The 19808-nt window shown below is 73.4% G+C and carries 20 protein-coding genes; 14 read left to right on the plus strand and 6 right to left on the minus strand.

Annotation, left to right across the window (positions count from 1 at the left end; all coding sequences use genetic code 11):
- Window position 1: 1 nt before the first annotated feature.
- On the minus strand, window positions 2-523 hold the full coding sequence (locus IH25_RS0121285; protein ID WP_030612684.1) for a DUF3515 domain-containing protein: 522 nt from the start codon (window positions 521-523) through the stop codon (window positions 2-4).
- Between the two features lie 20 nt (window positions 524-543).
- Window positions 544-777 carry an Lrp/AsnC family transcriptional regulator gene (locus IH25_RS0121290; RefSeq protein WP_030612688.1) on the minus strand — a complete coding sequence of 78 codons (234 nt, stop codon included), beginning with the start codon at window positions 775-777 and terminating at the stop codon, window positions 544-546.
- A gap of 267 nt (window positions 778-1044) precedes the next feature.
- Between IH25_RS0121290 and IH25_RS0121295 the strand changes: the two genes are divergently transcribed.
- Window positions 1045-2010, plus strand: coding sequence for a thiamine-phosphate kinase (locus IH25_RS0121295; protein ID WP_030612691.1), 966 nt, complete (start codon window positions 1045-1047; stop codon window positions 2008-2010).
- Entirely contained in the window at window positions 2007-2792 is a 786-nt protein-coding gene (gene thiD, locus IH25_RS0121300) for a bifunctional hydroxymethylpyrimidine kinase/phosphomethylpyrimidine kinase (RefSeq protein ID WP_030612694.1), read from the plus strand. Before IH25_RS0121295 ends, thiD begins: the two co-directional genes overlap by 4 nt.
- Before the next feature lie 153 nt (window positions 2793-2945).
- On the opposite strand, the gene rpmB is transcribed toward thiD, so the two are convergent.
- The gene (gene rpmB, locus IH25_RS0121305; RefSeq protein WP_003993230.1) at window positions 2946-3131 is read right to left on the minus strand and encodes a 50S ribosomal protein L28; all 186 of its coding nucleotides are present in this window, start codon (window positions 3129-3131) and stop codon (window positions 2946-2948) included.
- A gap of 259 nt (window positions 3132-3390) precedes the next feature.
- Here rpmB and IH25_RS0121310 point away from each other — a divergent pair, with 259 nt between their 5' ends.
- A complete protein-coding gene (locus tag IH25_RS0121310) occupies window positions 3391-5151 on the plus strand; it encodes a DAK2 domain-containing protein (protein ID WP_030612697.1) in 1761 nt (586 codons plus the stop codon).
- 53 nt (window positions 5152-5204) lie between these two features.
- Here IH25_RS0121310 and IH25_RS0121315 read toward each other — a convergent pair whose 3' ends face one another.
- The gene (locus IH25_RS0121315; RefSeq protein ID WP_030612700.1) at window positions 5205-8357 is read right to left on the minus strand and encodes a hypothetical protein; all 3153 of its coding nucleotides are present in this window, start codon (window positions 8355-8357) and stop codon (window positions 5205-5207) included.
- A 585-nt stretch (window positions 8358-8942) separates the two neighbouring features.
- Between IH25_RS0121315 and recG the strand changes: the two genes are divergently transcribed.
- The 8 genes from recG to mutM all read left to right on the plus strand — a co-directional run bounded on the left by recG (window position 8943) and on the right by mutM (window position 16309).
- Entirely contained in the window at window positions 8943-11144 is a 2202-nt protein-coding gene (recG, locus tag IH25_RS0121325; protein WP_030612706.1) for an ATP-dependent DNA helicase RecG, read from the plus strand.
- Window positions 11145-11185: 41 nt separating this feature from the next.
- A complete protein-coding gene (gene rsmD, locus IH25_RS0121330; protein WP_030612709.1) occupies window positions 11186-11773 on the plus strand; it encodes a 16S rRNA (guanine(966)-N(2))-methyltransferase RsmD in 588 nt (195 codons plus the stop codon).
- Window positions 11774-11799: 26 nt separating this feature from the next.
- Window positions 11800-12279, plus strand: coding sequence for a pantetheine-phosphate adenylyltransferase (gene coaD, locus IH25_RS0121335; RefSeq protein WP_030612712.1), 480 nt, complete (start codon window positions 11800-11802; stop codon window positions 12277-12279).
- A gap of 58 nt (window positions 12280-12337) precedes the next feature.
- Window positions 12338-13477, plus strand: a complete 1140-nt coding sequence (locus IH25_RS0121340) for an ATP synthase F0 subunit B (protein WP_030612715.1) — start codon at window positions 12338-12340, stop codon at window positions 13475-13477.
- Between the two features lie 130 nt (window positions 13478-13607).
- Window positions 13608-14252, plus strand: a complete 645-nt coding sequence (locus IH25_RS0121345) for a YceD family protein (RefSeq protein WP_030612719.1) — start codon at window positions 13608-13610, stop codon at window positions 14250-14252.
- A 2-nt stretch (window positions 14253-14254) separates the two neighbouring features.
- Window positions 14255-14428, plus strand: coding sequence for a 50S ribosomal protein L32 (gene rpmF, locus IH25_RS0121350; RefSeq protein ID WP_003951102.1), 174 nt, complete (start codon window positions 14255-14257; stop codon window positions 14426-14428).
- A 19-nt stretch (window positions 14429-14447) separates the two neighbouring features.
- On the plus strand, window positions 14448-15356 hold the full coding sequence (gene rnc, locus IH25_RS0121355; protein WP_030612722.1) for a ribonuclease III: 909 nt from the start codon (window positions 14448-14450) through the stop codon (window positions 15354-15356).
- A gap of 92 nt (window positions 15357-15448) precedes the next feature.
- Entirely contained in the window at window positions 15449-16309 is an 861-nt protein-coding gene (mutM, locus tag IH25_RS0121360) for a bifunctional DNA-formamidopyrimidine glycosylase/DNA-(apurinic or apyrimidinic site) lyase (RefSeq protein WP_030612726.1), read from the plus strand.
- On the opposite strand, the gene IH25_RS0121365 is transcribed toward mutM, so the two are convergent.
- The gene (locus tag IH25_RS0121365) at window positions 16282-16677 is read right to left on the minus strand and encodes a winged helix-turn-helix transcriptional regulator (RefSeq protein ID WP_030612730.1); all 396 of its coding nucleotides are present in this window, start codon (window positions 16675-16677) and stop codon (window positions 16282-16284) included. The two genes, mutM and IH25_RS0121365, sit on opposite strands and share 28 nt — an antisense overlap.
- A gap of 138 nt (window positions 16678-16815) precedes the next feature.
- Between IH25_RS0121365 and IH25_RS0121370 the strand changes: the two genes are divergently transcribed.
- Window positions 16816-17400, plus strand: coding sequence for a flavodoxin family protein (locus IH25_RS0121370; protein ID WP_030612732.1), 585 nt, complete (start codon window positions 16816-16818; stop codon window positions 17398-17400).
- Between the two features lie 37 nt (window positions 17401-17437).
- Here IH25_RS0121370 and IH25_RS0121375 read toward each other — a convergent pair whose 3' ends face one another.
- Entirely contained in the window at window positions 17438-18754 is a 1317-nt protein-coding gene (locus tag IH25_RS0121375; RefSeq protein WP_030612735.1) for a CAP domain-containing protein, read from the minus strand.
- A gap of 158 nt (window positions 18755-18912) precedes the next feature.
- On the opposite strand from IH25_RS0121375, the gene IH25_RS0121380 reads away from it, so the two are divergent.
- A complete protein-coding gene (locus IH25_RS0121380; protein ID WP_030612738.1) occupies window positions 18913-19194 on the plus strand; it encodes an acylphosphatase in 282 nt (93 codons plus the stop codon).
- 380 nt (window positions 19195-19574) lie between these two features.
- Window positions 19575-19778, plus strand: coding sequence for a hypothetical protein (locus IH25_RS0121385; protein ID WP_030612740.1), 204 nt, complete (start codon window positions 19575-19577; stop codon window positions 19776-19778).
- Window positions 19779-19808: the final 30 nt, after the last annotated feature.

Genomic DNA, 19808 nt, shown 5'->3' on the forward strand with positions numbered 1-19808 from the left:
ATCAGTGCCGCATGGAGGCGATCCCCTCCGGGATCGCCTTCTTCACGGCCGGTGCCAGGTCCGTCAGCACCTGCGCGCTGTCGTCCGGCCCGGACAGCTCCTCGGGCAAGGTCACCTGCACATAGGCGCGGCGCTCGGACGTGGTGAACCGCCACGTCCCGTCGTCCTGCTTCTCCATCAGCCAGTCGACGCCGTCGACCCCGCCGCCGATCGCGTCCGGATCCTGCCCGAGGGCCACCTTCGGATCGACCATCTTGGGCGGCCGGGGGATGCCGCAGCGCAGTATGATCGCCGGGCTTCCCCAGGCCGCCGTGTAGGCGGACCGGGGCTCCGGGTCCCGGCGGGCCTGCCCGTCCACCTTCCGTGGCAGCGCCTTGTCGAGGTCCCGGCAGAGCGGGGCGGTCCGCGCGTCCGGGGTGGGCACCGCCACGGTGTGGCTGTCGTCCGCCGCGGAGCAGCCCGCGACCGCGAGGAGCAGGGCCACTGCGGGCAGGCCGAGAGGCCGGTGACGGAAGATGTTCACCGGCCAAGCGTAGACGGGGGCTACAGATGCACGACCGGGCAGGTCAGGGTGCGCGTGATGCCGTCCACTTGCTGGACTTTCGCGACCACCATGCGGCCGAGCTCGTCGACCGTGTCGGCCTGGGCACGCACGATCACGTCGTACGGGCCCGTCACGTCCTCGGCCTGGATCACACCAGGGAGCTTGCTGATCGTCTCGGCGACGGTCGACGCCTTGCCGACCTCCGTCTGGATCAGGATGTACGCCTGTACCACGGAACCTCCAGGGCGGCCACGAGGATCATGTGGGGAAAAGGAACGCCACGGTATCGCGTCGCCGTGCCCCGCGGGGAGACCTCCGGAATGCGGGCTTGCGCGGCGAGGCGCGGCCATGGCGGACGTTGACGGTCACCTGGACCGTACGGACGGTCACCGCGGCCGTGCCGCGGCCGGGGCGACCGCGACGACGGACACCTCGACCGTATCGGGGACACTGAAGACGCGCGACCGGGCACGGCATGGGAGAGAAGGGGAGCAAGGGACATGAAGGGCACTGTTGGTGAGCTCGGGGAGTTCGGGCTCATCAGGGAGCTCACCTCCCGTCTCACCAGTACTCCGGCGGTCCGGGTCGGCCCCGGCGACGACGCCGCGGTGGTCGCCGCGCCCGACCGCCGGGTGGTGGCGAGCACCGACATCCTGCTGGAGGGCCGGCACTTCCGCCGCGACTGGTCCACCGCCTACGACGTGGGCCGCAAGGCCGCCGCGCAGAACCTCGCCGACATCGCCGCGATGGGCGCCGTGCCCACCGCGCTGCTGCTCGGCCTGGTCGTCCCCGCCGAACTGCCGGTCACCTGGCCCACCGAGCTGATGGACGGCCTGCGCGACGAGTGCCAGGTCGCCGGCGCCTCCGTGGTCGGCGGGGACGTCGTACGCGGCGACACCATCATGGTGTCGATCACCGCGCTCGGCGATCTGCGCAACCACGAGCCCGTCACCCGGGCCGGCGCCCAGCCCGGCGACCTGGTGGCCGTCACCGGCTGGCTGGGCTGGTCCGCGGCCGGGTACGCGGTGCTCGCCCGCGGCTTCCGTTCCCCGCGCGCCTTCGTGGAGGCGCACCGGCGCCCCGAGCCGCCGTACCACGCGGGCCCGGCCGCCGCCGGGCTCGGCGCCACCGCGATGTGCGACGTGAGCGACGGGCTGATCGCCGACCTCGGGCACATCGCCGAGGCCAGCAAGGTCCGCATCGACATCCGCTCCGGCGCGATCGACATCCCCACGCAGATGCACGACATCGGCCAGGCGGTCGGCGTGGACCCGCTCCAGTGGGTGCTGACCGGGGGAGAGGACCACGCGATCGTGGCCACCTTCCCGCCGGACGTCAAACTCCCGGCCCGCTGGAAGGTCATCGGCGAGGTCCTCAACCCCTCCGCGCTGCCCCAGGTGACGGTCGACGGGGCGCCCTGGACCAGCAAGGGCGGCTGGGACCACTTCGGGGACATCGAGTCATGATCCCCAGGGTGCTCACGGTGGCGGGCTCCGACTCCGGCGGCGGGGCGGGGATCCAGGCCGATCTGAAGACGATGCTGGCGCACGGCGTGCACGGCATGAGCGTGCTGACCGCGGTGACCGCGCAGAACTCGCTGGGCGTCCAGGGCGCCTGGGAGCTGCCCGCGGCGGCGGTCCGGGCCCAGTACCGCAGCGTCGTGGACGACATCGGCGTCCAGGCCGTGAAGACCGGCATGCTGGCCTCCGCCGAACTGGTCGAGACCGTCGCCGACTTGATCTCCGGCACGGACGCCCCGGCCGTGGTGGACCCGGTGGGCGTCTCCAAGCACGGTGACGCGCTGCTGGCCGCCTCCGCGCTGGACGCCGTCCGCACCCGGCTGCTGCCCGCGGCGACCGTGGCCACGCCCAACCTGGACGAGGTGGCGCACCTCACGGGGATACGGGTGGAGTCCGAGGCGGACCTGCGCCGGGCCGCGGCGGCCGTGCTGGCCTACGGGCCGCGCTGGGTGCTGATCAAGGGCGGGCATCTGCCCGGGGACGCCGTGGACCTGCTCACCGACGGCTGTGAGGAGCACCTGCTGCGCGCCCCCCGGCACGACAACCGGCACACCCACGGCACCGGCTGCACCCTCGCCTCCGCGATCGCATGCGGACTGGCCCTGGGCAAGTCCGTACCGGAAGCGGTCACGGCGGCCAAGGAGTACGTCACCGGGGCGATCGCCGCCGGGTTCGCCCTGGGCGCCGGGATCGGGCCGGTGGATCACGGGTGGCGGTTCAGGAACTGATCCCGCACACGGGTACGGACACGGGTACGGACACGGGTGCGGGCACAGTACGGGTATGAGTACGGACACGGGTACGGCAAAAAGCCGGCCCACCGTGAGGTGGACCGGCTTCGTGCAGCGAACCAGGCAGTGGCCGCGCGCTCAGCTGTAGCGTCAGCGCGAGACCTTGCCGGCCTTGATGCACGAGGTGCAAGCGTTCACGCGCTTCGGCGTCCCGCCGACCACGGTACGCACACGCTGGATGTTCGGGTTCCAGCGGCGGGACGTACGGCGGTGCGAGTGCGAGATGTTGTTGCCGAAGCCCGGCCCCTTGCCGCAGACGTCGCAGTTGGCAGCCACGGGTCACTCCAAAGACTTCAGATGCACTTACGGTTGATCCCGGCATGCCGGGATCAAGGTCCTAGGATCCGAGATCTGAATGGCGTTGCCAGGGGGAATGGCCCGATCAGGATCGGGCAACCGGAGCAGCATACAACGGCTGCGCCAGTACAACGAAACTACCATGGCTGATCAGACCCCCGCTCCCGGCCCGCTTCCGGAGGACACCGGTCCAAGGTCTACGCTGCGTCCCACGTACGGCCGGGTCAGGGAGGCGCAGGTGGCGCAGGTGCCGCAGACATTCCTCGATGCTCTCGCGGTGCGTACCTGGTGCTCCCTGGCGCTGACGGCGCTGGGCCGGGCCCGGGAGGAGATCGACGCGATCAACGTCTACCCGGTGGCCGACGGCGACACCGGGACCAATCTCTATCTGACCCTGGAGTCGGCGGCCACGGCCGTGGAGGCGGTGTTCGCCGGGTACGAGACCGGCCGCGCGGAACCGTCCCTCGGCGACGCGGCCCGCGCGATGGCCCACGGCGCGCTGATCGGGGCCCGGGGCAACTCCGGCACGATCCTGGCGCAGCTGCTGCGGGGCATGGCCCAGGTGCTCGCCGAGACCGGTGACGAGCCCGCCGCCTCCGCCCCCACCGCCGCCTCCCGCGCCGACGGCCCCGGGCTGCGGCGGGCCCTGCGCCGGGCCGCCGACTCCGCCCGGCAGGCCGTGGCGCACCCCGTCGAGGGCACGGTGCTGACGGTCGCCTCGGCCGCCGCCGACGCCGCCGAAGAGGCCGGGGACGACTGCCGCACGGTCGCGCGGGCCGCCTACGAGGGCGCGCGGACGGCCCTGGCGGCGACCCCGGACCAGCTGGGCGTGCTCCGGCGGGCCGGGGTGGTCGACGCGGGCGGCCGGGGACTGGTGACGGTGCTGGGAGCGCTGGTGGAGGCGGTCACGGGGGAGGCGGTACGGGAGACCGCCGGGGGTGTCTCCGGCCCGGGGCCGGCTGGTCATGGTGCCGGGTCCGGTGGGCAGGGTGCCGGGCCGGCCGGGACGTGCGCCGCCGGGCCCGGTACGGAACCGGCCTGCCAGGGCGAGTCCGGGGACGACCGGGGCGGGGCCGGGGGGCCCGCCTTCGAGGTGATCTACCTGCTGGAGGCCGACGACGCGGCCGTGGCCCGGCTGCGCGCGCGGCTCGACGCCCTCGGGGACTCCCTGGTCGTGGTCGGCGGCGACGGACTGTGGAACGTCCATGTGCACGTCGACGACGCCGGCGCCGCCGTGGAGGCAGGCGTGGAGGCCGGCCGCCCCTACCGGATCCGGATCACGCACTTCGGGCACGGCGAGCCGCACCCCGGCCGGGAACGCCCGTCCCGCGCACCCGCCCAGCGGGCGGTCGTCGCCGTCGTACCCGGCGAGGGGCTGGCCGGGCTGTACGGCGAGGCCGGCGCGACCACCGTCCTCGCGCGCCCCGGGGAGCCGCCCGCCAGCGGGGAGCTGGTGCAGGCGGTACGGCGGGCCCACGCGCGCGAGGTCGTCCTGCTGCCCAACGACGCCGAGCTGCGCCACACGGCCGCCGCCGCGGCCGAGCAGGCCCGTACCGAGGGCATCCGGGTGGCCCTGATCCCGACCCGCTCGGCGGTCCAGGGCATCGCCGCGCTCGCCGTGCACGAGCCGCGGCGCCGGTTCGACGAGGACGTGGTCCAGATGACCTCGGCGGCGGGCGCCACCCGGTACGCCGAGGTCGTCGTCGCCGAACGCCAGTCCTGGACCACGGCCGGCATCTGCCAGGCCGGGGACGTGCTCGGCCTCATCGACGGCGACGTGGCCGTGATCGGCACGGACGTCACCGCCACCGCCCGCACCGTCCTGGACCGCATGCTCCAGTCCGGCGGCGAACTGGTCACCCTCGTCGTCGGCGACGACGCCCCGCAAACCGCCGCCGCGCACCTGGAGGCCCGGGTACGCGAGTCCTACCTGGCCGTGGACACGGTGGTGTACCACGGCGGCCGGCAGGGGGCGCTGCTGCTCATCGGCGTCGAGTGAGCGTGGAGTGAGCGGGGGCCGGTGGCCGTCCGCGGAGGGACGGGCCGGCGGGCTCAGTCCCGTTCCGTGTCCTCCGTGTCCTCCGTGTCCGTACCCTCCCGTGCCGCCTGGAGCATCTGGGCCGCCTCCGCACGCCGTTCCCGGACCGTCTCGTCCCCGTCGTCGGCGCCCTCGTAGACCGCGAGCACCGCACGCGCGCGTGCCTCCGCCCGCTCCGGACGGCCGAGGTCGGCCTCCAGCCAGCCCGCGCCCAGTTCGGCGCCGGTACGGCCGTGCAGCCCGGCGGCGCCGAGTGTGGTGAACACGGCCACGGCCCGGGTCATCTGCTCCAGCGCCGCCTCGAACGCGGCCCGGATCGCCGCGTCCTCGGCCTCCTCGGACGCCGAGCGGGCCAGCAGCTCGGCGAACTGCCGGTGGGTGCCGCCGAGTTCCGTGGCCAGCTCGGCCCGGTCCGCGCCCCGGGCCGCCGCCAGCGCCGCCTCGCACTCGCGCACCGCCTCCGTCATCAGCGCCCGGGCGGGTGCCGCCCCGGCCTCCCCGCCCAGCGCCAGCCAGGCGCGGGCGCGCAGCGAGCGCACCAGGAACGGGGCGTTGCCGAGCGCGCGCCACAGGTCGCCCGCGCGCGCGTAGGCCCGGTCCGCCTCCGTCGTGAGACCGGCGTTGCCCAGCGACTCCGCGGCGAGGTGGGCGAGCGTCGCGTGGTCCTGCTGGTCGGGCCAGTGCCGGGCCAGTTCGGCGGCCTCGAGCCATGCCTCGGCGGCGGCCCGGTGCTCGCCCAGCTCGCCCAGGCAGTCGCCGAGCCACCAGTGGGCCTGGACCACCGGCTCGTCGCCGTGGGTGCCGGGGCTCAGGTCGGCCAGCGCGGACCGGAGCACCTCGGCGGCCTCCGCGTACCGGCCCCGGCGCAGCAGGAACCCGCCCAGCTGCTGCCGGGCCCAGGCACCCAGGGTGGCGCCCTCGCCCGCCTCGTCGGCCCAGTACGCGGACTCCAGCGCGTGCCCCGTGGCCTCGGCGGGCGCGTCCAGGGCGCCGAGCACCTCGGCGAGCTGGAGGTGCAGCTGGGCCCGCCCGACCGGCTCCACGTACGGGCCGCCGTGGTCCAGCGCCGCCCGCAGCGCGCGCTCGGCCGCGGTGAGATCACCGGCCTGGTGGGCGAGGGCGGCGACCTGGACCTCGTACTCCACGGCGAACCACGGCAGCCCGGCGGCCACGTACGCGTCGGCGGACCGCCGGAACAGCTCCGCCGCCCGCCGCGCGTCCCCGGTCATCCCCGCCAGCTCGGCGAGCATCCCCCGCGCCTCGGCGGCCCGCGCCGCCAGCCGTACATCGCCCTCGCCGCGCCCCTCCACGAGCGCCAGCACCTCCCGTACGGCCGCCTCGGCATCGGCGACGGCCTGCCCGAGGCCGGTACCGGCACGGCGGACACCGACGCCGCGAGCGTCCTGCCCGCCGTCCGTGCCGCCGTCCGCGCCGCCGTCCGTGCCGGTCCGCACGGCTCCCGCGGCGGGTCCGCCGGTGTGCCCCCCGGCATCCCCGGCAGCCCCGGCACCCGTGCCACCCGCGTCCCCGTGGTCCACGCCCCCTGCGCCCTCCTCGGCCAGCGCGTGGACGCGGCGCATGAGAATCCGGGCCCGGCTGATCACCACCGACGCCGTCTGCCGTACTCCCGTGCCCTCGTCGGCGTACAGGGCGAGTACCTCGTCGTACAGCCGGGTCACCGTGGTCAACGCCGGCTCGACCTCGCCCGCCAGGGCGCGGACGTACGCCGCACGCGCGCGTGCCGCCAGGGCCTCCCCGGGGTCGCCCGCCTCCGCGTACAGCCGTGCCGCGCGCTCGAAGAGGGCGATTCCCTCGGGGCCGCGGGCCATCGCCTCGTGGTCGGCGATCTCCGCGCGGTCCCGGGGCTCCAGCTCGGTGTCCCGGGCGGCCCGGGCGACCGCCGCCCACGCCTGGAGCGCGTGCGGACGCAGGGTCCCCGACTGCCGCCGCGCCTCGGCGAGCAGCGCGGGCAGCCCGGGCTCCTCGGCGGCCCCGGTGGCCCCGGGCGCCGGAGGCGCGGCCGGTGGTGCAGTCGGCGGTGCCATGGCGGGCCGTACCGCGCGCACGCCCAGCGGCAGCCGGTCCACCAGCGGGCGCTGGTCCATCCGCGCCCGGACCCGGTCGCCGACGGCGAACGTGCCGTTGCGGCGGTCGAACCGCGCGGCGAGCTCCGTCGCCTCCCCGCGCGCGTGCGCGGCGAGTTCCCGCGCGGTCCAGCTCCGCCCGGCCGGCCCCGGCACCCGCTGCCCGCCCAGGCCCCGCTCGGTCAGCCGGTCCATCAGCAGCGTCACCACGGCCAGGAAGTCGAGCCTGCTGCGCGGATGCCCGGTGTCGGTGAAGTACGCCGGCCGCCCGGCCAGCAGCTCCAGGCCGCGCGCCTCGTTCCCGGTCAGCGCGCAGAACTCGACATGGTCGGCGTACGCGCCCCGCATGCTCTCCATCGGGCGCACCAGCCGGAATCCGCGCAGATGGTGTGCGCGGGCCTCGTCCAGCCGGCCGAGCCGCAGCAGCGGGGCCAGCGAGGAGGCCAGTACGGAGTGCGGCTCGTGCGCACACGCGAACTCGCCCTCCAGCACCGGCCGCCACAGCCGGAGCGCCTCGGCGTCCCGGCCGCACCGGACCTGCCAGGCCCCCTGCGTGTGCAGCTCACAGGCGGTGCAGTCGGCCATCCGGTCCGGGTCGGCGGCCAGCCACGCGGCGTACGCCCGTCGGGCGCGCGGGATGTCCCCGACGTGCGCGGCCACGCCGAACTCGGCGCCGCGCACCGCCCGTTCGGAGTGCCCGGCGAGCCGGTAGCGGCGCTCCATCTCGTCGAGCCACTTCTCGATCGAGGCGAGCGGGATGTGCGGCTGGTCCAGCATGCCCGCCGACATCCACTTGAAGGCCCAGTGCAGCGAATGCGTCTCGTACTCGTCGAAGTCCTCGGGCCGCTCGTCCCACATCCGCAGCAGCCGCGCGAACGGGACGCACGTCCGGTCCTTCTCGGAGCTGTAGTGGTAGACCTTCAACTGGTGTCCGAGCGCCTCGATCACGGCAAGCGGGACGTCCAGCCGCTCCGCCTCGGCGAGCAGCTCGTCCGCGCGCGCGTTGCGGGCCGGGCCCTCCGGCTGCTCGGAGTTCTCCGCCAGCGCCTGACGCAGCGCGTCGATGTCCGTGATCTCACTCATCGTCCGTCCCCCTCCCCGTGGGTCGCCCCTGCGGACAGCCCGATGAACGCCCGGCCGAGCGGCACCCGCCCGTACCGCGCCTCGGCCGCGGTGCCGGCCGGCTCCGGACCGCCGGGCGGACCGGCGTCACGAAGCGGGTCCGGCCGGCCCGGCACCGGCCGCGGGCGCCGGCCGCCGCCGCGCGGTGAGTCCAGCATGCCTGTCCCCAGGCCGTCGGCGCGCTCCTCGGCCGCGTACCGCCGCGCCGGGGCGTCCGGCCCGCCGGCCCGCGGGGCGGTGACGGCCGGGCCGCGCGGAGGGAACCGGAAGCCGTGGGGTGGGTGGGGTGGGAGGGGTGAACGAGGTGACCGGGGTGCGGGGGGTGCCTGTGGGCTGTGGGAATCCATCGTCACTGCGCCGAGGGGGGTGTGCGGGCGGCGCGGGGTCGGGCGGTCCCGGCGGGGCGGTGACCGCGAAGGATGGCCTTAAGCGCGCCATCCTAGGCCCGGATCAGCGCGCCTGACCAGGAGTTTCCCCGATGTTTACGGCATCCCGGCCGGGCGGCGCGGGGCGCGCTCTACGGCATTGTCAGTGCCGTGGTGTGCAATGGGTGGCGTGCCCGCACTGCAAGAACCGCTCAAGAAGGTGCTCGGCCCCGCCACCGCGAAGGTGATGGCCGAGCACCTCGGCCTGCACACCGTCGGCGATCTGCTGCACCACTACCCGCGCAGATACGAGGAGCGCGGCCAGCTCACCCACCTCGCCGACCTCCCCATGGACGAGCACGTCACGGTGGTCGCCCAGGTCGCCGACGCCCGGCTGCACAGCTTCGCCTCGGCCAAGGCACCCCGGGGCAAGGGGCAGCGCCTGGAGGTCACGATCACGGACGGCAGCGGCCGGCTCCAGCTCGTCTTCTTCGGCAACGGCGTGCACAAACCCCACAAGGAACTGCTGCCGGGCACCCGCGCGATGTTCTCCGGCAAGGTCTCCGTCTTCAACCGCCGCCTCCAGCTCGCCCACCCCGCCTACGAGTTGCTGCGGGGCGACGGTGACGAGGCCGTCGAGTCCTGGGCCGGCGCCCTGATCCCGATCTACCCCGCGACCGCCAAACTGGAGTCCTGGAAGATCGGCAAGGCGGTCCAGACGGTGCTGCCCAGCGCCCAGGAGGCCCTCGACCCGCTCCCGGACTCCCTGCGCGCCGGCCGCGGCCTGCTCCCGCTCCCCGAGGCCCTGCTCAAGATCCACCGGCCGCACACCAAGGCCGACGTCGCCGACGCCCGCGCCCGCCTGAAGTGGGACGAGGCCTTCGTCCTCCAGGTCGCCCTGGCCCGCCGCCGGCACGCCGAGACCCACCTGCCCGCCGTGCCCCGCGTCGCCGGCCCCGACGGCCTCCTCGCGGCCTTCGACGACCGCCTCCCCTTCACCCTCACCGAGGGCCAGCAAAAGGTCTCCCGCGAGATCTTCGACGACCTCGCCACCCCCCACCCCATGCACCGCCTGCTCCAGGGCGAGGTGGGTTCGGGAAAGACAATGGTGGCCCTGCGCGCCATGCTCGCCGTGGTCGACGCGGGGGGGCAGGCCGCCATGCTCGCGCCCACCGAGGTGCTCGCCCAGCAGCACCACCGCTCCATCACCGAGATGATGGGCGAACTGGCCGAGGGCGGGATGCTCGGCGGTGCCGAGCACGCCACCAAGGTGGTGCTGCTCACCGGCTCGATGGGCACGGCGGCCCGCCGCCACGCCCTGCTCGACCTGGCCACCGGCGAGGCCGGGATCGTCATCGGCACCCATGCCCTGATCGAGGACAAGGTGCAGTTCCACGACCTCGGTCTGGTGGTGGTGGACGAACAGCACCGCTTCGGCGTGGAGCAGCGCGACGCCCTGCGCGGCAAGGGCAAACAGCCCCCGCACCTGCTCGTCATGACGGCCACCCCCATCCCGCGCACGGTCGCCATGACGGTCTTCGGCGACCTGGAGACCTCCGTGCTGGACCAGCTCCCGGCCGGCCGCTCCCCGATCGCCAGCCATGTCGTCCCGGCCGCCGACAAGCCCCACTTCCTCGCCCGCGCCTGGGAGCGGGTCCGCGAGGAGGTCGAGGCCGGCCACCAGGCGTACGTGGTCTGTCCCCGCATCGGGGACGAGGAGGACGACCCGAAGAAGGCCGCCGGGAAGCCCGCCGAGGGCGAGGAGAAGCGGCCGCCGCTGGCCGTGCTCGACGTGGCCGAGCAGCTGGGCCGCGGCCCCCTGAAGGGCCTGAGGGTGGAGGTCCTGCACGGCCGGATGCACTCCGACGACAAGGACGCCGTGATGCGCCGCTTCGCGGCCGGCGAGACCGACGTCCTGGTGGCCACCACCGTCATCGAGGTCGGCGTCAACGTCCCGAACGCCACGGCCATGGTCATCATGGACGCCGACCGCTTCGGCGTCTCCCAGCTCCACCAGCTGCGCGGCCGGGTCGGCCGCGGCTCCGCCCCCGGCCTGTGCCTGCTGGTCACCGAGATGCCCGAGGCGAGCCCGGCCCGCCAGCGGCTGAACGCGGTCGCCTCCACGCTCGACGGCTTCGAGCTGTCCCGCATCGACCTCGAACAGCGCCGCGAGGGCGACGTCCTGGGCCAGGCCCAGTCCGGTGCCCGCTCCAGCCTGCGGGTCCTCGCCGTCATCGAGGACGAGGAGGTCATCGCGGAGGCGAGGGCGGAGGCGGCGGCGGTCGTGGCGGCCGACCCGGAACTGGAGCGCCTCCCGGGCCTGCGCACCGCCCTGGACGCCCTGCTGGACGACGAGCGGGAGCAGTACCTGGAAAAGGGGTGAGCCACACTGGACCTGAACCGACCCACGACCAAGGACCGAAGATGACCCGCGTGATCGCCGGCGCAGCCGGCGGACGTCGCCTCGCCGTCCCCCCAGGCACCGGCACCCGCCCCACCTCCGACCGCGCCCGCGAAGGTCTCTTCTCCACCTGGCAGTCCCTCCTGGGCGGCCCCCTGGACGGCGAACGCGTCCTCGACCTCTACGCCGGCTCGGGCGCCGTGGGCCTGGAAGCCCTCTCCCGGGGCGCGGGACACACCCTCCTGGTCGAAGCCGACGCCCGCGCGGCCAGGATCGTCCGCGAGAACGTGCGGAACCTGGGCCTGCCCGGCGCCGAGGTGCGGGCGGGCAAAGCGGAACAAGTCATCCGCACCGCGCCCCCCGCCGAGCCGTACGACCTGGTCTTCCTCGACCCGCCGTACGCCGTCACGGATCACGATCTTCGCGAGATCCTGCTCACACTCCACTCGGAGGGCTGGCTCGCCGAGCAAGCGCTCGTCACCGTGGAGCGCAGCACCAGAGGCGGCGAATTCCACTGGCCGGACGGTTTCGAGGCGATCCGGTCCCGTCGCTACGGCGAGGGAACGTTTTGGTACGGTCGCGCCGCCTCTACGTGCGAAGACGCACGATGACCGGACCGGAGAGCGAGGGATCACAAGTGCGCCGCGCCGTCTGTCCCGGGTCGTTCGACCCGATCACCAACGGACATCTCGACATCATCGCCCGAGCCTCCCGTCTGTACGACGAGGTCTACGTCGCGGTGATGATCAACAAGTCCAAGAAGGGCCTCTTCGAGATCGACCAGCGGATCCAGCTGATCCGCGAGGTCACCTCCGAATACGCCAACGTCCGTGTCGAGTCCTTTCACGGCCTCCTCGTGGACTTCTGCAAGCAGCGCGACATCCCCGCCATCGTCAAGGGCCTGCGCGCCGTCAGCGACTTCGACTACGAACTCCAGATGGCCCAGATGAACAACGGCCTCACCGGCGTCGAGACGCTGTTCGTGCCCACCAACCCCACTTACAGCTTCCTGTCCTCCTCCCTCGTCAAGGAGGTCGCGGCCTGGGGCGGGGACGTCTCCCACCTGGTGCCGCCGCAGGTGGTGGAGGCGCTGAACAAGCGCCTCGCCAGGGACTGATGGGGCTACAGTCGTCCCGTCCGTCTTTCGAACCGGCTGTAGAGAGTGGCGAGCACAGGTGGACGTGCAGAAGAAGCTCGACGAGATCGTCTCCACGGTCTCCGGCGCCCGGTCCATGCCCATGTCGGCGTCCTGCGTGGTCAACCGCGCCGAGCTGCTCGCGCTGCTCGAAGAGGTGCGCCAGGCGCTGCCCGGTTCCCTCGCCCAGGCGCGGGAGCTGATCGGCGACCGTGAGCAGATGGTCGAGCAGGCCCGGCAGGAGGCCGAGCGGATCATCGAGAGCGCGCACGCCGAGCGCGGCTCGCTGGTTGCCGGGACCGAGATCGCCCGCCGCGCCCAGGCCGAGGCCGACCGGATCCTGGCCGAGGCCCGCAAGGAGGCCGAGGAGATCCGCGCCGAGGCCGACGACTACGTGGACTCCAAGCTCGCCAACTTCGAGGTCGTCCTCACCAAGACGCTCGGCTCGGTCGGCCGGGGCCGCGAGAAGCTCCTCGGCACCGGCCCCGGCCTGGACGAGGAGGGCTACGCCGACGAGGACGCCCCCGAGCGCAGCCACGACCCGGAGACCCTGCGCCGCGACGCAGACGCCTACGTGGACGCCAAGCTCGGCGCCTTCGAGGCGGTCCTCGCCAAGACCCTGGAGGCGGTCGGCCGGGGCCGGCAGAAGCTGCACGGCCGGATCGCCACCGACGACCTCGGCGCGCTCGCCGACGACACCACGACCTTCCAGCACTCCAGCGACGCCGACTACCTCGCCGACCTCGCCGCCCTCGCGGACGACGACCGCGCGGACCGCCGGCAGCCCGGCCCGGCGGCACGCCCCGCCTACGATCCCCGGCCCGCCTACGCCCCCGCCGCCGGCTACGGCCCGGCCGAAGGCGCCCCCGGCGCGCAGCCGGACCCGTACGCGGGCTTCCCGCAGCAGCCGGAGTACCCGCCGGCCCAGGACCCGTACGGCTACGGACAGGCGGATCCGTACGGCTACCAGGGCTACGGCGCCCACCAGGCCCACCAGCCCCAGCAGAACCACGAGCCCCACCAGTCCCCGCACCAGCAGCAGCCCCCGCACCAGCCGCAGGCCCAGCCCCAGCAGGCCCAGCACCAGCAGGGCTACGCCCTGGACGAGACCAGCCTCTTCGACACCAGCATGATCAGCGCGGAGCAGTTGCGGGCGTACGAGCAGGGCCGGGGCCTGTAGCCGGGGACCGGATTGGGCGCTGAGCGAAAGGTCCAGTATCCTGGCTGTTCGGTCGCGCATGCCCGCGATCACCGCTGCCCGGGGACACCGTCGGGCGGCGTCCCTTCGAGTTCGCAGATCGAAAGCAGGAATGGCTCCCAACGCCCGCCTCGACCACCGCAACCCCCTCGTGATCGACACGCACGAGCTGGGCCGGCGTCCTGGCGCGCTGCAGCGCCTGACCCGTGAGATCGACGCTCCCCGGGATCTCGGCATCCAGGGAGTCATCGGAGTGCCGGAAGGCAGCCCGGTGGAACTCGACCTCCGCCTCGAGTCGGTCATGGAAGGGGTGCTTGTCACAGGCACCGCCCGTGCAACGGCCGAGGGGGAGTGCGTAAGGTGTCTGGAGCCGGTCGGGCTGGAGCTCGAAGCGGACTTCCAGGAGATGTTCTCGTACCCTGACGCCGACGACCGGGGCCGTGTGATCGCGGAACCGGGCGACGACGCCGAGGACGACGAGGGCAGGCTCTTCATCGAGGACGGTCTGATCGACCTCGAACCTCTGCTGCGCGATGCGGTGGTGCTCGCACTGCCGATGCAGCCGGTGTGCCAGGACGACTGCCCGGGTCTGTGCTCCGAGTGCGGAGTACGGCTCGCGGACGACCCGGACCACCATCATGACGCCGTCGACATCCGTTGGGCGGCTTTGCAGGGACTCGCCGGCACCATGACGGACGGCGAGAAGGACGAGATGAGCGGCGCCGAAGCGGGCGTCGACGAGAAGCAGGAGAAGTAGCCGTGGCTGTTCCGAAGCGGAAGATGTCGCGCAGCAACACGCGCCACCGCCGGTCGCAGTGGAAGGCTGCGGTCCCCACCCTGGTTGCGTGCGAGCGCTGCCACGAGCCCAAGCAGCAGCACATCGCGTGCCCGTCTTGCGGCACCTACAACAAGCGCCAGGTCCTCGAAGTCTGAGTGGCTGGTGAGAGGCCCGATGACTGACGCGAAAGCAGCTGGTCCCCGCCAGCGCGGGGGTAGTCCGCAGGCCTCGTCCCACACGCTTCTGGAAGGGCGGCTCGGCTACCAGGTCGAGTCCGCCCTTCTGGTGCGTGCGCTGACCCACCGTTCCTACGCGTACGAGAACGGCGGTCTGCCGACGAACGAGCGGCTGGAGTTCCTCGGGGACTCCGTGCTCGGCCTCGTCGTCACGGACACGCTGTACCGCACCCACCCCGACCTGCCCGAAGGCCAGCTGGCCAAGTTGCGGGCCGCGGTGGTCAACTCACGTGCGCTGGCGGAGGTCGGCCGTGGCCTGGACCTGGGCGCCTTCATCCGGCTCGGCCGGGGTGAAGAGGGCACGGGCGGCCGGGACAAGGCGTCCATCCTCGCCGACACCCTTGAAGCGGTGATCGGCGCGGTCTATCTCGACCAGGGCCTCGACGCGGCCTCCGAACTGGTGCACCGCCTGTTCGACCCGCTGATCGAGAAGTCCTCCAACCTCGGAGCCGGCCTGGACTGGAAGACCTCCCTCCAGGAGCTGACCGCGATCGAGGGGCTCGGCGTGCCCGAGTACCTGGTCACGGAGACCGGCCCCGACCACGAGAAGACCTTCACTGCTGCCGCCCGCGTCGGAGGCGTCTCGTACGGCACCGGCACCGGCCGCAGCAAGAAGGAGGCGGAGCAGCAGGCCGCCGAGTCCGCCTGGCGGTCCATCCGGGCCGCCGCGGACGAACGCGCCAAGGCGGCCAAGGCAGCCAAGGAAGCGGCCGAGGAGCCGGTCCGCGAGACGGCCGACGACGCCACCAAGGCGGTCGGGGAGCCCGTCCGCGAGACGGCCGACGAAGCCGTCGAGGCGGCCGAGGAGTCCGTGCAGGGCGCCGACGCGTCCTCCGCCACCGCCTGACCGAAAGCAGCACCCGAGCGCCCGCCCGGCCGTCCACGCCGGCGCGGGCGCTCGTACCGTCCACCGGTCCGTACGGTTCTCACGGGGGTCCCATGCCCGAGTTGCCCGAGGTCGAGGTCGTCCGGCGCGGCCTGGAGCGCTGGGTCGCCCACCGGACCGTCGCCGACACCGAGGTGCTGCACCCGCGCGCCGTCCGCCGTCATCTCGCCGGCCCCGACGACTTCGCGCACCGGCTCAAGGGCCACCACATCGGCACGCCCCGCCGGCGCGGCAAGTACCTGTGGCTGCCGCTGGAGGAGACCGACCAGTCCGTCCTGGCCCACCTCGGCATGAGCGGGCAGCTGCTGGTGCAGCCCCATGACGCGCCGGACGAGAAGCACCTGCGCATCCGGATCCGGTTCGCCGACCGGCTCGGCACCGAGCTGCGCTTCGTGGACCAGCGCACCTTCGGCGGGCTGTCACTGCACGACAACACCGCCGAGGGCCTGCCCGACGTCATCGCGCACATCGCCCGCGACCCGCTGGACCCGCTCTTCGACGACGAGGCCTTCCACCAGGCGCTGCGCCGCAAGCGGACCACCATCAAGCGGGCCCTGCTGGACCAGTCGCTGATCAGCGGCGTCGGCAACATCTACGCGGACGAGGCCCTGTGGCGCGCCCGCGTCCACTACGAACGCCCGACGGCGAACTTCACCCGTCCCGTCACGGCGGAACTCCTCGGCCACGTCCGCGACGTGATGAACGCGGCCCTCGCCGTCGGCGGCACCAGCTTCGACAGCCTGTACGTCAACGTCAACGGCGAGTCCGGCTACTTCGACCGGTCCCTGGACGCGTACGGTCGCGAGGGACTGCCGTGCAAGCGGTGCGGCACCCCCATGCGGCGCCGCCCCTGGATGAACCGGTCCAGTTACTTCTGCCCCAGGTGTCAGAGGGCGCCGCGCGTCTCGTCGTAGCGCGCGCGGGCCGCGAGGACGTCGTCCATCGCGCCCTCCACACAGTGGATGAGCGCCAGCAGCCGCTCGGCGACCCGGCGGCCCAGCGGCGTCAGCTCGTAGTCCACGCGCGGCGGGTTCGTCGGCTGCGCCTCGCGGTGCACCAGGCCGTCCCGCTCCAGCGCGTGCAGGGTCTGGGAGAGCATCTTCTCGCTCACCCCGTCGACGCGCCGGCGTAGTTCGTTGAAGCGCAGCGACCCCTCGTACAGCGCGCCGAGCGTCAGCCCGCCCCAGCGGCCCGTGACGTGCTCCAGCGTGCCGCGCGACGGGCAGGCCTTGGCGAAGACGTTGTACGCGAGGTCGTCGTGGTCCTGGGTGGTGGCCGTCATACCCCAAGGGTACGCCCACACAGCGCTCACCATCAGGTTGCACTAACTCTCGGTTAGTGCTTTCCTTTGGTTGCCGCAAGCGAGCCCCGCTCTCTTGCCGAGCCGTGCCGTATTCCGCCGCTTTTCCAAGGAGTCCCCATGTCCACGCCCGTGGTGTCCATCGCCTACCACTCCGGCTTCGGCCACACCGCAGTCCTTGCCGAGGCCGTCCGCGCCGGTGCCGCCGACGCCGGGGCCGAGGTGCACCTGATCAAGGTGGACGAGATCACCGACGCCCAGTGGGAGACCCTGGACCGCTCGGACGCGATCGTCTTCGGCTCGCCCACCTACATGGGCACCGCCTCCGGTGCCTTCCACGTCTTCGCCGAGGCCACCTCCCAGCGCTGGTTCGGCCGGACCTGGCAGGACAAGCTGGCCGCCGGCTTCACCAACTCGGCGTCCAAGAGCGGCGACAAGCTGCACACCCTGCAGTTCTTCCAGACCCTGGCCGCCCAGCACGGCATGCACTGGATCAGCCTCGGCCTGCTCCCCGGCTGGAACAGCAGCACCGCCTCCGAGAACGACCTCAACCGCCTCGGCTTCTTCGCCGGCGCCGCCGCCCAGTCCAACAACGACCAGGGCCCCGAGGGTGTCCACAAGGCCGACGTCGCCACCGCCGAGCACCTGGGCCGCCGGGTGGCACAGACGGCGAAGACCTTCGCCCTGGGGCGCGCGGCGGCCTAGACCGGACGATCCGGCCGGGTGTTCGCGGCCGGCCGGCTCAGCTCCCGAACTCCAGCGCCCACCAAGGGCCGCCCGGACCGAGGTGGACACCCGCGCCGAAGGCCGTGAAGCCGGGGTTCAGGATGTTGGCGCGGTTCTCGGGGCTGTCCATCCAGGCCGCCAGCACGGCCGCCGCGTCCGCCTGGCCACGGCCGATGTTCTCCCCGCCGAGACCGGTGACCCCGGCCCGCGCCGCCCGGTCCCACGGCGTCCTGCCGTCCGGGTCGGTGTGGGCGAAGAAGCCCCGCGCGGCCATGTCGTCGCTGAACTCCTCGGCCAGCCCGGTCAGCGCGGAGTTCGCGGCGAGCGCGCCGAGCCCGGCCTTCGCCCGCTCGTCGTTGACCAGCTTCAGCAGCTCCGCCTCGACGGCGGCCTCCCGCTCCACGGTGTCCGCGGGGGAGGAGGGGGCCGGGGCCGGGACCTCGGGCGTACGGGAGGGGGTTGCCGTACGGGAGGGGGTTGCCGTACGAGACGGGGTGGCCTTCGGCGTGGTCGGCTCGGGTTTGCCGGGCTGGGGCTTGGTCGGCTTGGGCTTGCCGGGCGTGGGCTTGGCCGGGGTGGCGGACGCGGACGGCTTGGCCGACGGTTCGGCCGGCCGGGCGGGCTTGGTCCGCTCGGTTCCCTGCGTCTTGCGGGGAGCGGCCTTCGGCGACGGCTTGCCGGTGGCCCTCGTTGCCGGGGCGGATCCGGCGGGCGCGGGCTTCGAGGCCGAGGCGGAGCCGGAGGGAGAGCCGGAGTGGGAGCCGGAGGGGGACGGGCTCGACGACCGGGTGGGCCGGGAGGGCCGCTCGCCGCCGCCGTCACCGGAGCCCGCCGTGGCACCGGCGCCGACGCTGCCCGAGGCGCCGCCCTGCTCGCTCGCCGTGTTGCCGGGGGAGGCCACGGCCCCCGTCCGCTCGCCGCCGGTGGTGTGCGTACCGCCGCCGAGCCGGTAGTGCTCCAGGCCCGGCACCGCGCCGGAGCCCACCGCGGCCGTGCCGAGGACGACGGCCACGGACACCCCGAGCAGAGCGGCGCGCACCGGTCGGACGGCCTTGGCCCACCCCCGGCCGTCCCCACTCGCCTTGCCGCCCTCGTTCCCGGAGCCGGGGCCGGCCCCGGACGCGGGCTCGGGCGCGGGAGGCGCCGGCTCGTCGTCCGTGGCGAACAGATAGGCCTGCGCCTTCGCGGCGGCCTCGGCGTAGGCCTCCGGAGCGGGATACGGCCCGATGGTCGCGGGGCCCGGACGTTCCCCGGGGTGCGCGGGCGTGTGCCGAGGGCCGTGCGCCTGCCGAGGGTCGTCGCTTCCGGCGGCGGAGCGTCGGTGGCGTCCCATGATCTTGCCCTCTTCCTCGTACGCGTTTCTCGTACGCGCGGCCGACCCACTCCACTCCTTCGAGTGAGTTTCAGCCACGATTCACCGGGTCCGGACGGTACCTGATGTCGCCGGGGCGCGACGTGTCCCGAGCGGCACCGGCCGGTTAGGTTGCACCCATGAGCGAGGACGTACGACTGGTCGCCTGGGTGCGCGGACACGTGCAGGGCGTGGGATTCCGCTGGTTCACGCGGGCCAAGGCACTGGAGCTCGGCGGGTTGAGTGGTTTTGCTCTCAATCTGGCCGACGGCCGGGTCCAGGTGGTCGCGGAGGGGCCGCGCGAGGGCTGCCAGGGGCTGCTGGACTGGCTCCAGGGCGCCGACACGCCCGGGCGCGTGGACGGTGTGACAGAGATCTGGGACACACCGCGCGGCGGCTACGACGGCTTCGCCATCCGCTGATCCGGCTCCACCGCGCCCCTCGGCCGGGGCGCCGTGGAGTGCCGCGGGCGCCCGCCGGGAGTGAAAACGCCCTGGTGGTTGCCAAGACGGGCGGGGCATGGCAGGCTCCGCAGGTACTGCTGGTCGCCACGCCCTGAGGGCCCGGAGAAGCGGCGGCACCGCCGTGTTCCCGGCCGTGCGCCCCCGGTTGCCCACCAATACAGGGCGTGATCGTGTTGACCGTCAAACTTTTTGGTGAGACGCTGAAAGCCCCGCGCACCTTAGCTGTTTGGCATGGAACAACAGCAGAGCAACACCCGGATGTGCCAAGCACCACGGGTGCGAATCCCTCACGACCCACACCGCATCGGTCGGTCACTCATTGTGGAGGACCATCCATCATGGCAAAGGCGCTTCTCGGTTACGTCGGCGGCTCCGACCCTCGACTCCTCGCCGAGATGCGACGGCTGCAGCAGCGTGTACAGGACCTGGAGTCCGAGCTCGGACGGATCCAGGCCGAGAACGAAGCGCTGACGGCTGCCGCCTCTCAGGAGAGGATCATGGAGAGCATCGACGCACACCAGGCGGAGCCTGCGCTCACCTGATCGCTGCATCAGCTCCACAACAGCAGAGAC

It is taken from the genome of Streptomyces achromogenes subsp. achromogenes (genome assembly GCF_000720835.1).
GTDB classification, from domain to species: Bacteria; Actinomycetota; Actinomycetes; order Streptomycetales; family Streptomycetaceae; genus Streptomyces; species Streptomyces achromogenes.